Below are 13,324 nucleotides of genomic sequence, written 5' to 3' on the forward strand. Positions count from 1 at the left end.
AAGGTCATATGAAACGTGAAATAGAATGGAATGCAATTATTGAGTTAGGAGTTAGACCAATGAGTTTGAAATATGGAAGAGATACAATTGTTGAAATCGACGTAAATGCTGTAAAACATAATGTAAAAGAATTTAAAAAACATGTGAACAATGAACAGATTGCAATGATGGCTGCTGTAAAAGCAAATGGGTATGGCCACGGGGCAGTGGAAGTTGCGAAATCGGCAATTGAGGCTGGGGTAAACCAACTCGCTGTTGCATTTGTAGATGAAGCAATCGAATTAAGAGAAGCTGGAATTACTGTACCAATTTTAATATTGGGTTATACATCAGTTGCAGCTGCTGAATATGCAATTCAATATGATGTTATGATGACTGTCTATAGAATAGAAGATTTACAAGGCATAAATGAAATTGCGCAACACCTTCAAAAGAAAGCACATATTCAAATTAAAATTGATACAGGAATGAGTCGTATCGGTTTACAAGAAGAAGAGGTTAAACTATTTTTAGAAGAATTAAACCGTATGGAGTATGTAGAGGTAGTGGGCATATTTACACATTACTCTACGGCAGATGAAATTGATAAATCATATACGAATATGCAAACAAGTTTATTTGAAAAAGCTGTCAATACAGCGAAAGAATTAGGAATTCACATCCCATATATTCATAGTTCAAATAGTGCAGGATCAATGGAACTTAGCAACACATTTCAAAATATGGTTCGTGTCGGCATTGGAATCTATGGAATGTATCCTTCAAAAGAAGTGGATCATGCTGTTGTATCCTTACAGCCTGCGTTGTCATTAAAATCAAAAGTGGCACATGTTAAACATGCGAAGAAAAATCGCGGTGTAAGTTATGGAAATACGTATGTAACAACTGGTGAAGAATGGATTGCGACTGTACCGATTGGGTATGCGGATGGATATAATCGTCAGTTATCTAATAAAGGGCAAGCTTTAATTAATGGGGTCAGAGTACCTGTTATTGGCCGCGTTTGTATGGATCAGCTTATGCTTGATGTTACGAAAGCAATGCCAGTACAAGTAGGAGACGAAGTTGTATTCTACGGCAAACAAGGTGAAGAAGAAATTGCGGTAGAAGAAATAGCAGATATGTTAGGTACAATTAACTATGAAGTTACATGTATGTTAGATAGAAGAATTCCACGTGTTTATAAAGAAAATGAAGAAACGACTGCGGTTGTAAATATATTAAGAAAAAACTGAATCATATCGATTCAGTTTTTTTATTTGTTATAAATGAAAAGAGGGCTATGTAACAAGTTATAGTAATTATGCTTCATTATAATTTCAAAGCCGCAATGTGTATAAAGCTTTAAAGCATTATTATTTTTTGTTTCAACATCTAGTATAATCGTTGCAACACCTTCAGAAATGAGGCGATGAACTATAGTAGTGAGGATATCTTTCCCATATCCTTGTCCTTGATGAAAAGGGTGCACAGCGAATCCTGATAATGTAGTAAAATGCTCTTGGTGAGCAACTGTAATTGTTCCTATCACGTTGTCATTGATAAGAGCGCTGTATACTTGGTGAGAAGATGAATGCAACATTTTTTGTAACCATATAGCTGTATTTTCTACAGAGTCGCCGAAAGCTTTACTAGAGACATCGATAAGATCAGGAAGTGATTCTGTAGGTGCAAGTGTAAGTTGTATAGTATTCTCCAGTTTTTTTTGTGTTTTTTTTGATTTGAACTCCATACTATACTCGCTATATAGATAAGGTAATTTCAAGTAATCTGCAAATGATTTTCCTGAGGTGGAGTCGCCATTAATAATAAGAAGGGCTTCATCTACCTCTCTGTTCTGTATTTCTTTCATTGCGGTTTGTAAAAGAGTAGTGCCTATTTGTTGTTTTCTATAGTTCGGATGAACGAATCCTATTAACTCTAGTTTTGTTGGTCTTTCAAAGTCATACATGCTTAGTGCACCGATTAATTGAGTATCATCATAAAATAAAAAATCATTTATTTCTTCTTTATTACGAGTAGTTAAAAAGTTTTCATGTAAATCTGACGAGTAATCAATTTGGTCGTGTTGGCCACAAATATAAGCTAAATTTTTCATTTGCTGCATTTCGTTTGCTGTTACAGATTTCTTTTTTTTAATACTCATTTCATAATCCCTCACAATCGTTATTAAAAATAGGATGGATGACATAACCACTTTTCTAATTCTACATTACCTTGAACAGATAATAACCGATACAAATATCGATAAGGTTGTCTACATTCTTCAAGATGAGGAATAGGCATAATAGTCTCATAGCCTTGTTTAAAAGCATGAGCTTCTTTTTCTGTAAGTACATATTCTAATCCAATAAAATCAAACTCTCGTGGAGCAACTGCGTAAGCTTCAGTATCTACTAAGCCCGTAATAGTTGTACCATCCGATAAAAACTGAGTGGGATCCATATCGATTAATACGAGTGTAGATTCCTTTGGTATCGATAGGGAAGAGAGCTGGGATTCAAAAGTGTGAAATGCGTTATGTATGCTTGTATTATCGGAATAAAACATATGTATAAGGTCTTTACTTACTTTTAAAATGTGAGAGTTAAACTCTTTTAGTGGAACTTGGAAAGTACTTAATGGGCTTCCTATAAAATCTGCCTGAAACGAATGAATTTCTGCTAGACCCTTTCCAAGGCTAAATAAAATAGAATCAGGTTGTCCTAGAAAGGATTGTAGCGTACTTCCTGTTAGTTTTTCGGCGATAACATACTCTCGTCCATTTAAAACATGTTTTTGGAAAATCGTCGGGATAGGTAATGTCGTATGCTTTTTTAATAATGCGTGTAGTTTTTCTAGATGATGTACGTTCCGTGGATCAATTCCAAAAAGGTTTTTGCATCCCCACCAAAAATCATTGTTTGGTTCTTCAGTCATTTTTGAAGAACGAACAATAACTTCTTCAGCTTCTGTTTTAACAAGAAACACGTCACTTGCATGGTCTTCATAACCTGGATGTAAGGGGTGAACGGATAAAATAGGTGAAGTGAATAGTTGTTGTAACATGAAAGGACTCCTTATTCTGTAAATTCTATAAATTGATTATATAACACAATGTAATTAAAAAGTGAAAATTAGGATGGCTAACATTTCTGTATATATTGTATTAGAGTTTGAGATTCTACATAAGAATTACCAAAAAGGTGAAAAATGTGTGTATATAAGGCAATTTCTTTGTATTTGCGAAAAAAATTAGTTATGATAATACTAAGAAAATGTATAAGTTTTGGGGGTAATGAATGAAAAAAGTATTTGAATACGTATTATTAACAATTGGCTCCATTATTGTAGCGGGTTCATTAGAACTTATTTTAGCACCTAATGGATTAGTAGATGGCGGGGTAACGGCTATTGCGATTATGGCAAATAAAGTCGCAGGATTACCACTTTATGGTGTGTTTTTAGGACTTAATATCCCAATTTTATTATTTACTGCAAAAGTAATGGGAAAGAAGTTCTTTATCCGTACATCTTATGCAAATGTTGTTACAACACTCGGATTGATTTATTTAAAACCATTCCCGGCAATTACAACTTCTGAACTATTAATCGTACTTTATGGTGGAGTACTGTTTGGAATTGGTGTAGGGATTGTAGTGAAAATGGGCGGTGCAATTGACGGATCAGAAATGTTAGCAGTTTGGATGAACAAACATTTTAAAGTACCGATTAGTACATTTTTACTTGCTGTAAATGCGGTTATTTTCATATTTGTAGCGATTTTATTTTCAATCGAACAAGCGATGTTCTCATTAGCAATTTTCTATATTGTTACGAAGATGATTGATTTCATATTAGATGGTATTAATCAAGGTAAGAGCGTCATGATTATTTCTGGTAAGAATAAAGAAATCGGCGATCTATTAATGAAAGAATTACAATTATCCGTTACGTATCTACATGGAGAAGGTGGTTTTTTAGGAGAGCATAAGAGAATCATTTATTGTATTACAAACCGTTTCATTTATCCGAAAATGAAAGATCTCGTTCTCTCTGTAGATCCAACTGCAATAATTGAAGCTTCTTATTCAACAGAAACAACGGGTGTTAAGCGTCCGGGAAGGGCTTCACGATCAGGTGGATAACTAGAAGAAGGCTGTTTCAAAAATTTATTTTGGAACAGCCTTCTTTTTGTTTTATTGAATTGTTAATGTATTACAAGTTAAACGAACTGTTAGCAAATGCCCTTTAAACTAGGAAACCAAGCGTTCTTTAATAATTTAACTACCGTTTCAATTTTGTTTTCGGGAATACTACCAAAACCGAGTAATATGTAGGGTTCCTTACGTAAGTCAGTTACAAAATCATATGGAGAAAGTGGATATAATTTAACACTTTGTTTCTTAGCAGATTCAATAAGTTCTTCTTCATTCATACTGTTATGGACGCGTAGAACGATATGAAGTCCGGATTGTTCGCCAAGAATTTGAACGTTAGTACTCATTTCTTTCGTTATGGATTTTACTAATGTATGATGTTTTCTTTTGTATAATGTACGACTCCGATTAATGTGACGTTCCCAATTCCCACTTTGTATAAAGTGAGCGAATGCAAGTTGTTGTATAGTAGAGACTGTTTGTTTAAAAATACCGTGCAAATCTTTATATGTTTTTAAAAGGTGCGGTGGTAAAACTGCATATCCCATTCGTAAAGAAGGGAGAAAAGACTTTGAAAATGTCCCCATATAAATAACACGTTCATTTGAGTCGAGACTTTGTAGAGACGGAATTGGTTTGCCGGTGTAGCGAAATTCCCCATCATAGTCATCTTCCAATATGTATCCGTTACAATCATTGGCCCACTTTAACAATGCCAATCTTCTAGACAAAGGCATAATCATTCCGAGTGGAAATTGGTGTGATGGTGTAACATATGCGACATTAGATTTTGTATTGTATAAGCTAGAAATATGAATCCCTTTTTCATCTAATGGAATAGGGTGAATTTTACGATTGCAACTTTTAACAATTGCATGTACACGGTGAAATCCGGGGTTTTCAATCCCGTATTCTTTTGTGGGACCAAGTAGTTGGAGTAGTAGCCAAAGAAGTGGCTGGGTCCCAGCGCCAATCACAATTTGATCAGGTGAGGCATGTACGCCGCGCGCATGATATAAATATGTTGAAATATGATCTCGAATAACGAACTCGCCTTGGGGGTCTTCTTTAGCAAACAAAGTATTTTCGTACTTTAGTATTGCTTCTTGTAATGCTCTTTTCCAGTGTGTAATTGGAAAAGCGGTTTGATCAATAAGCCCTTGGCTACAGTCATATTCAAATTGTTCATCTATAGAATTGCTCGTTTCCTTTGTTACGTCTAATCTTTTATTTGGAATCACGTCAATATCGACGTTCGCTACAAAAATACCACGTTTCGGTTTGCTTTCTACATAACCTTCAGCTAGTAATTGTTGATAAGCGGATTCAACAGTAATACGACTCACGTTAAGTTGTGCTGCTAAATTTCTGTGAGAAGGAAGACGTGTACCGGCAGATAGTGATCCTTGAGAGATTTCTCGTTTCATATATTCGTAAATTTGTAAGTAAATTGGTATTTTGTTTTTTAATTGTAATGGGATAGTAAGATCCATTATTAGCCCCCTCCTTTACAAACTGGCCTTATAAAAAAGAATTAATCTGTCACTTAAGATGAAGGCAGTTACTTTCTATAATAATGATATAACATTTAGAAAATTATATAAATAGTTAGGGGAGAGTTATAATGAACGTTAAAGAAGTAGTAACAGAAGAACAATTAGATGAAGTATTACCTGTTTTACAGCAATTACGAACGAAACTTTCAAAAGAGGAAGCAAGCTTTTTATTTCGAAAAATGAAGGAAGAGAATTATAAATTATTCTCTTTATACGATGAAATTGGAGAAGTTGTTAGCCTTGCCGGTGTAACGATTTGCACGAATTTTTATAACAAAAAACATGTATTTGTATATGATTTAGTAACAGCAGAAGCACATCGTTCAAAAGGATATGGGAATGTATTGCTTTCGTATATAGAGAACTGGGGAAAGGAATACGGATGTGAGTCTATCGCTCTTACATCAGCGTTTCCTAGACTAGATGCCCACCGTTTTTATGAAAGGGAAGGATATGATAAAGTGAGTTATTCTTTTCATAAAAATTTATAAAGGAGGATAGGTTCTATATGACATAATATATAGAACCTCTTTCAATTAGAAAGGTTTATAATTTATTTTGTTGAATTGTTTGTATAAAGTAAGAAAGAGAATGATTGGAGCGCTTATACTTGAAGAAAATAAAGAAATTATCAATCCCTAATGATGTAAGAGTAATCGTAATATCTGATATTCATGGCGAATTATCACTTTTAAAAGAATTACTGCATAAAGTTAACTTTAAAGATGAAGATTATTTAATTATTAATGGAGATCTTTGTGAAAAAGGAAGAGATAGCATTGGTGTAATAAACTATGTTATGAATCTTGTGAAGAACAGTTCAAATGTTCACGTTGTTGAAGGGAATTGTGAGGTTTTAGTGGATGCCCTTCTAAATGAAAATCCTGGGCTCATTAATTATTTATGTTCGAGAAAGCATTCGATTTTTAATGAATGGTTAGAGCGATTGCATTTCTCTATTCATGAAGATACTTCTATTCGAGAAGTAAGAGAATTATTAATAAGTCAGTTTTCAAAGGAAATACATTGGCTAACAGAGTTGCCAACAACGATTGAAACAGAAGATTATATTTTTGTACATGCAGGGCTAGAAGATAGAGAAGATTGGAAAGAAACAGAGAGGAAAAATGCGATAGCAATGCCGGAGTTTTTCAATAAATCACATAGTGCAAATCAGTATGTAGTAGTTGGACATTGGCCGGTTGTGAACTATTCAAATAAGGCACCCTCTAATAATCCAGTAATTGATAAAGAGAAAAAGATTATTGCAATTGATGGGGGAAATGCGATTAAAGAGGCAGGGCAATTAAACGCATTTATCATTCAGAGGACAGATGCTGGTGATACGTTTTCTTATACATATGTAGACTGTTTTCCAGAGTATGAAGTAATAGCAGATTTTCATGCCGATGTAACAATGCAGGGCGGGGTTACCTATCCATATTATTACATTGAGCCTATTGAGAATAAGCAAGATTACACAATATGCAGGCAAAAGGAAACGAATAAATTACTTTCTGTGAAAGATGAATACATAAAGCAACTAGATTCAGGTGAATACACAGTGAAAACGGATATTTCATGTGCGCAAATAAGCGTAAGAAAAGGTGATATTGTTTCTCTCATTGATGGAAGCTGTTCAGGATATGATTTAGTTAAAAGAGATGGAGTAGAAGGCTGGATAGAGAAAGGGATTTTAGTTGAGATAGAAAAAGTGAAAAAGAAAACATTAAGCTGAAATAGGAGGGATGTAACCTCCTATTTTTTTAATTACTTTTTTAAAGGAGTAGATTGCTTGCTGTCTTTAATAAGTAAATAAATCGTACTCGGTAAAATGATAATCGTCATTCCTAAAATAATCGCTAGTATGCCATAACCTCTATACGGAGCAGAAACGATAAACGGAAGTATCGCTAAAAAAACACCTGCGATCATCATTGAAATACTACAAATATTTGAAGCTCTTTTTTCAAGATGCTTATCATTCCATTCTAATGAAACTGTTGACTTAGTCGTATCAATTTGGGAACTGAAATAGCCTATTAATATAAATAATAAACCTAATGCTAAAAATATTAAATGATCAAGAGGAAGTGAGAAGCCAAGTGCAATGAGTGCAATGACAATATCAACAAAAAATAAGAATAGTAACATTGTATTGCCAGTCCAAATGAGAAATTTTTGGTTACCTGCAGCTTTAGATAAAGCTAAAAATAGAAAGAATAAGAAGGAACATATAATTATATTTACGATCACAAAAGTGCTTTTATCCATTGTTGATGTAGGCGTTCCATTGAAGTCCCATTTTGTAACGATACTTGATGGTAAGAAGAAATAGAGAATAATATTTGTCGTAATAATAGTGAGAAATGAAGCAATACTAAATCGATTATTCATTAAATCACCAGCTTTCTAAATGAATAATTGGTATCTTATAACAAAATTATACAATAAAATACGCTATATTTGTTTTGATTTTTCTGAAAAAATATTATAATTATATATGAAATGAAGAGGGATGTAGGAGGTAATTATGCAAAACGTTATATTAAAAGGAAAGAAAGTTACTATTCGTACAATAGAAGAATCAGATATAAAAACATTATGGAATATCGTATTTAAAGAAGAAAATCCAGAATGGAAAAAATGGGATGCACCGTATTTTCCGTTTTCAATGCAAGAATATCCGTCTTATAAAGAGAAGATGCAGGTTCGTTTACAAGAAGAACCACTTTCAAATTTAATTATAGAACATAACGGCCAAATTATTGGAACAGTCGGATTTTATTGGGAGCATAAACCGACGCGTTGGTTAGAGATGGGAATTGTTATTTATGATCCAGCATACTGGAATGGTGGTTACGGTACAGAAGCATTAATATTATATCGAGATTTACTATTTGAAAAGATGGAGATTGGTAGAGTAGGGCTCACGACTTGGTCTGGTAATGAACGAATGATGAAAGTAGCAGAGAAAATAGGAATGAGATTAGAAGGTAGAATGCGAAACTGCCGATATTATAATGGAAAGTACTATGATTCTATTCGAATGGGAATGATTCGTGAAGAATGGGAAGCGCTGTGTGTAAAGAAGGGGTGAGGAAGTATGTACGCTACGATTGCTACATTTGATGATGTATTTACTAATAAAATTAGAGCATTGCAAAATGAATTAACAAATATAATTGGAACAAATCAACTAGCTGGAGTAGAACCACATATTACACTTGCCGATTATAATGAGTTAGATGTTACTGTATATATTGAAAAATTAAAGAAGTTTGTAGCTACTCAAGAAAATTTGGCTACAGTAGACTTTCCTTCTATTGGAACTTTTCCTACTAATGGAACAATTTTTCTAGCGCCGACTACTACCGATGAAATGTTAAGGTTTCATCATTCTTATCATGATTATTTCAAGACGTTTCACGATAATCTAAATTCGTATTACGTACCAGGAAAATGGATTCCGCATTGCACGATTGCTAATAGGGTAAATATAAATCAGTTTTTAAATGTAATGGAATATGTATATGAAAAATTTGATTTCGCAACAGCTTCAATTGAGAAATTAAAATTAATTAAGGTAAATTATGAAAATGGTTCTGCCATTTCTTCTAGTATATTAGCAGAATATAATTTAAAGAGAATGGAGACATCGAGATGACATATATAATTAGAGAAATGAAGCAAGAAGATATTCATGCTGTACAATCAGTGGCGAAAATAGCTTGGCATGATACGTATGAAGGTATTATTCCGAGAGAGATTCAAGATCGTTTTTTAGACGAGGCATATTCTGATGAAAAAATGAAATACCGTCTTAAAAATACACATTTATTTGTTGCAGAAGAAGAGGGGAAAGTGATTGGCTTTGCAAATTTCTCACCTGTTAGACTGCAAAATGAAGCGGAATTAGGTGCGATTTATTTATTGCCAGATCAGCAAGGAAAAGGAATAGGTAGTGGTTTATTACAAAAAGGGCTGACGGTATTAAAAGGGATTCGGAAACTATACATACATGTAGAAGCGGCAAATGAAAAAGGAAAGCGTTTTTATGAAGCGAAAGGTTTTGCTGAATTGGAGCAATTTGAAGAAGACTTCGAGGGACATTTAATGCAGACGGTAAGGATGGTTTTATACATATAAGGAGGACTAGAAATGAAGATATTTAATTTTAGTGAAAAAGTAGGAAAACACTTATCGGTATTTCAGTCTAATTTCATAATGTCGAAAATAGTAAACTATCAAGGGAATATACATATCGGTGCTATGCATTTACAAGCGAATAGAATTATTGGATATCATGAAGCAGTTGTATCACAACTGCTTCTTATTGTGGGCGGAGAAGGGTATGTATGTGGGACAAATAAAGAAAAAGTAAAAATAAAAGCTGGACAAGCTGTGTTTTGGGAGAAGGGAGAGTTTCATGAGACAAGTACAGAACATGGATTAACGGCAATTGTTATGGAAGCGGAGAATCTGGAACAAGCGATAGTAATGCCTATTATTCAAGGGGAGTTGTGAAAAATGATAATTAAGGCAAATCAAGAAGATACCAATGAAATATTAAAATATGCAGCTCAGTCACTTTTTGAAGGGACGAGAGGGAATTGTCAGCTAAGTATAGAGAAAGCCTTTGAAATTACAAAGCCGATTTTAGAAAAAGGAGCATATTATTTAGTCGTTAAAGAAGAAAATAAAGTACTAGGATGGATATTAATAGGGGAAAGTGTAGACTATTTTTCTCGTGAAAAACTTGGATTTATATATGAGTTGTACGTTTTTCCAGAATATCGCGGTAGAGGATTATCACGGGAGTTGATGGAAGCTGGTATTAAGGAATTGAAGGAGAAGTATTTAGAAATTCGTTTGAATGTATATGCTGGAAATTTTGCGAAAGAGATATATGAAGATTTTGGGTTTGTTGAAAGGCAAGTGATAATGAGTTTGAAGTGAGAAAATATTGCGAGTGGGAGAAGAAGAAAAATAAAAACCACATTTTAAACAACTTTAATAACCTCCTATCATATTGGTTGAGGGGAGATCATTGCCTTTCAGAAAATAAATGTAAAGAACTTTATAGTAAATGTATAGGGTATGAATGAAAAATAGATAAATTAACATTATATAATATATTGTTATTATAGTAAAAGAGAAATTTTGGGAAAATATCATTTTTTTGTTTAGAAATTTTTAAATTATTGATATAATCAATTTGTAGAATTGATTTTGGATTAATTTTACTATTTTTAAATTTTAAGGGGGATTTAATAATGGCAGGACAAATTCGTATGTCACCAGAGGAGCTTAAATCAAAAGCGACTCGATATGGACAAGGGGCAAATCAAATTGAGGACATTTTACGTCAGCTACAAAATTTACAAAATGAATTAAGAGGAGAATGGGAAGGTCGTGCTTTTGAAGGCTTTGATCAACAGTTCAATCAATTAAAGCCAAAAGTACAAAACTTTGCTCAGCTATTACAAGAAATTAATATGCAGCTTAATAAAACTGCAGAAGCTGTTGCTAGACATGACGAAGATCTTTCTCGTAATTTCGGTCTACAATAAGACAGATAAAAAGAACTACATAATTTAGCCATGCAACCATACGTTGTATGGCTAAATTACTTTAAAACTAGAGTAAGATATGGAGTCTTTAACTTAATAGACTTGCAGTCGCAGGAGTGATAGGTAGTGAAAAAGTTCAAGTGGAGCATCTTGTTGTTTATTATTTTAGCTCTTGTGCTATCAACAGGAGTCTCCTATTTAGCGTTAAATCAAAATGTTAAGAAAGCAAATGAGAATACCACACAAAAAATGACAGTTGCATTGGTGAATGAAGATCAAGGTACTGTATTTGAAGGTAATAAAATAGCGTTTGGAGATCAATTTGTTAAAAATGTAAATAAAAATACGAAACAAGAATGGTACGTAGTTAGTCGTGGGGTAGCAGAAAGTGGTTTGAAAAATAATAATTACAATATGATGATTGTAATACCTAACGATTTTTCTAGAAAGGCCGTTGCGATTGATTCAGAACTTCCAGAGAAATTAACGTTAAATTACAAAGTAAATGCAACTGGAAATAAAGATTTGAAAGCTGAGGCGGAAAATACAGCTTCTGCTATTTTAGAAGATTTTAATAAGCAAATCATTGATGTTTATTTTGCAAGTATTATCGGTAAGTTGCAAGGTGCGCAAGATAATATAGGTAAAATAATCGAAAAAGGGAACACTCAAACGACTATGTATAAAAAAGATGTACATAGCCCGTTGGCAAATTACACAAACCAATTTAAAACGGTACAAGATTACACGGGTGTTTCTGTTAATAGTTTTAAAGGATTCCAGGATGTTTTAAAAGGGTTTGGTCAAGCTTTAGATGAAGGGAATAAATCTAATAATACGTATGTAGAAGGATTTAATAACTTTCAAAAAATGCAAACTGATAATAATCTGTTAGCGAATAATTTTACAAATCAATTTAATCAGTATATGAGCGATATGAATACAGGCGATGTTTTAACACAATTAAGCGCACTAGAATCTGCAAATAAAATAATCGCAAATCAATTTACGCTTTCAGAGAAAGATCCTAATATTTTAGCTGATGCTTCAGCAATTCAAAAATATTTAACAGATGTCAAAAAACAAGTGTCAGAATATGATACAGAACTTGCAGGGAAGTTAGAGAGTGACATTCAAGCGACAATCCTGAAACGATTACAAAAGTCTATTTCAAATGATGGACAACAAGAAGTAGTTATAAATTCGTTGATGAAACAACCGGATATTCGAATTAAGCAACAAATTGAAAATTTAATTACGAAGTTGCCTAGTTTAAATATGGAAGAAATCGTTCAAAGTGATTTGCCTGATGTAACGAAATTACAATTGAAAAATGTAATCCAATTTACAAATAAATATAGTAAAGAAAATAATTTTTATTATGATCCTGCAAATAACATATCTTTAGGAAATTCAATTAAAGAAGTAAAAGAAAGTTTGTTTAAAGATGGAATTACATTCAGTGATACAGCGAAAATAATTGGAATGGATTCTTCGCAAACCATGAATGTAAGCATTCCTAGTGGATTTGAATTATATGGAAGTACAGATTCGCTATTAATTGATGGTGTGGACCGTACAAGTGAATTTTTGCAAAACGGATCAGTTGCAATATCTGCGCGTAATGAAGGCGATTTAAATATTAGCCTTCGTGTGAAGTTAATAGATTCAAGCGTCAATATAGATGTTTTCTCTCCTGTAACGTGGGAATGGAAATTAAATGGGAATTACGAGAAAGAAACTAGTTCTGGAAACGAAGAACCTAAAAAAGAAGAACCAAATAAAGAGAATGAAGGAACAAAAACAGAAAACAGCAAGGTAGAAAATGTAGTTAATAAAACGCAGTATGGAATGATGCCGCTAGTAAACACTGTTAAAAAGCCTATCATTCAAAAGACAGAACAGAATAACAATAATACCGAAGGAAATCCAGAAGGCGGAACGGGGACAGATAACGGAAACGGAGGAAACCCAGAAGGCGGAACAGGGACAGATAACGGAAACGGAGGAAACCCAGGAGGCGGAACAGGGACAGATAACGGAAACGGAGGAAACC

Annotated in this window: 15 protein-coding genes; 11 read left to right on the forward strand and 4 right to left on the reverse strand. The window is 33.4% G+C overall.

The window, feature by feature from the left end:
* Nucleotides 1-59 precede the first annotated feature (59 nt).
* Nucleotides 60-1,235, forward strand: coding sequence for an alanine racemase (alr, locus tag BAQ48_RS20395; RefSeq protein ID WP_071712624.1), 1,176 nt, complete (start codon nt 60-62; stop codon nt 1,233-1,235).
* A 20-nt stretch (nt 1,236-1,255) separates the two neighbouring features.
* Here alr and BAQ48_RS20400 read toward each other — a convergent pair whose 3' ends face one another.
* Both BAQ48_RS20400 and BAQ48_RS20405 read right to left on the reverse strand, forming a co-directional pair.
* Nucleotides 1,256-2,146, reverse strand: a complete 891-nt coding sequence (locus BAQ48_RS20400) for a GNAT family N-acetyltransferase (protein WP_071712598.1) — start codon at nt 2,144-2,146, stop codon at nt 1,256-1,258.
* 23 nt (nt 2,147-2,169) lie between these two features.
* Nucleotides 2,170-3,048 carry an aminoglycoside phosphotransferase family protein gene (locus tag BAQ48_RS20405; RefSeq protein WP_071712599.1) on the reverse strand — a complete coding sequence of 293 codons (879 nt, stop codon included), beginning with the start codon at nt 3,046-3,048 and terminating at the stop codon, nt 2,170-2,172.
* 233 nt (nt 3,049-3,281) lie between these two features.
* On the opposite strand from BAQ48_RS20405, the gene BAQ48_RS20410 reads away from it, so the two are divergent.
* The gene (locus tag BAQ48_RS20410; RefSeq protein WP_071712600.1) at nt 3,282-4,127 is read left to right on the forward strand and encodes a YitT family protein; all 846 of its coding nucleotides are present in this window, start codon (nt 3,282-3,284) and stop codon (nt 4,125-4,127) included.
* 89 nt (nt 4,128-4,216) lie between these two features.
* Here the strand turns inward: BAQ48_RS20410 and pdxR are convergent, their stop codons facing one another.
* On the reverse strand, nt 4,217-5,632 hold the full coding sequence (gene pdxR, locus BAQ48_RS20415) for a MocR-like pyridoxine biosynthesis transcription factor PdxR (protein WP_071712601.1): 1,416 nt from the start codon (nt 5,630-5,632) through the stop codon (nt 4,217-4,219).
* A gap of 131 nt (nt 5,633-5,763) precedes the next feature.
* Here pdxR and BAQ48_RS20420 point away from each other — a divergent pair, with 131 nt between their 5' ends.
* A complete protein-coding gene (locus BAQ48_RS20420) occupies nt 5,764-6,186 on the forward strand; it encodes a GNAT family N-acetyltransferase (RefSeq protein ID WP_071712602.1) in 423 nt (140 codons plus the stop codon).
* 119 nt (nt 6,187-6,305) lie between these two features.
* Nucleotides 6,306-7,433, forward strand: a complete 1,128-nt coding sequence (locus tag BAQ48_RS20425) for a metallophosphoesterase (protein WP_071712603.1) — start codon at nt 6,306-6,308, stop codon at nt 7,431-7,433.
* A 32-nt stretch (nt 7,434-7,465) separates the two neighbouring features.
* Here BAQ48_RS20425 and BAQ48_RS20430 read toward each other — a convergent pair whose 3' ends face one another.
* The gene (locus BAQ48_RS20430) at nt 7,466-8,092 is read right to left on the reverse strand and encodes a DUF1648 domain-containing protein (protein WP_071712604.1); all 627 of its coding nucleotides are present in this window, start codon (nt 8,090-8,092) and stop codon (nt 7,466-7,468) included.
* A gap of 136 nt (nt 8,093-8,228) precedes the next feature.
* Between BAQ48_RS20430 and BAQ48_RS20435 the strand changes: the two genes are divergently transcribed.
* From BAQ48_RS20435 to esaA, 7 genes are all read left to right on the forward strand, one after another.
* Nucleotides 8,229-8,795: a GNAT family N-acetyltransferase gene (locus BAQ48_RS20435; protein ID WP_071712605.1), complete on the forward strand. Its 567-nt coding sequence runs from the start codon at nt 8,229-8,231 to the stop codon at nt 8,793-8,795.
* Nucleotides 8,796-8,801: 6 nt separating this feature from the next.
* Nucleotides 8,802-9,362 carry a 2'-5' RNA ligase family protein gene (locus tag BAQ48_RS20440; protein WP_071712606.1) on the forward strand — a complete coding sequence of 187 codons (561 nt, stop codon included), beginning with the start codon at nt 8,802-8,804 and terminating at the stop codon, nt 9,360-9,362.
* Nucleotides 9,359-9,844: a GNAT family N-acetyltransferase gene (locus BAQ48_RS20445; protein WP_071712607.1), complete on the forward strand. Its 486-nt coding sequence runs from the start codon at nt 9,359-9,361 to the stop codon at nt 9,842-9,844. The genes BAQ48_RS20440 and BAQ48_RS20445 overlap by 4 nt, the downstream gene beginning before the upstream one ends.
* A gap of 12 nt (nt 9,845-9,856) precedes the next feature.
* Nucleotides 9,857-10,222, forward strand: coding sequence for a cupin domain-containing protein (locus BAQ48_RS20450; protein WP_071712608.1), 366 nt, complete (start codon nt 9,857-9,859; stop codon nt 10,220-10,222).
* 3 nt (nt 10,223-10,225) lie between these two features.
* The gene (locus BAQ48_RS20455; protein ID WP_071712609.1) at nt 10,226-10,654 is read left to right on the forward strand and encodes a GNAT family N-acetyltransferase; all 429 of its coding nucleotides are present in this window, start codon (nt 10,226-10,228) and stop codon (nt 10,652-10,654) included.
* A gap of 317 nt (nt 10,655-10,971) precedes the next feature.
* Nucleotides 10,972-11,268 (forward strand): WXG100 family type VII secretion target, encoded by a 297-nt coding sequence (locus tag BAQ48_RS20460; RefSeq protein WP_000918601.1) that lies wholly within the window; start codon nt 10,972-10,974, stop codon nt 11,266-11,268.
* 126 nt (nt 11,269-11,394) lie between these two features.
* On the forward strand, nt 11,395-13,324 hold a 1,930-nt coding region (gene esaA, locus BAQ48_RS20465), incomplete at its 3' end, for a type VII secretion protein EsaA (RefSeq protein ID WP_071712610.1).

Source organism: Bacillus luti, assembly GCF_001884105.1.
Lineage (GTDB): Bacteria > Bacillota > Bacilli > Bacillales > Bacillaceae_G > Bacillus_A > Bacillus_A luti.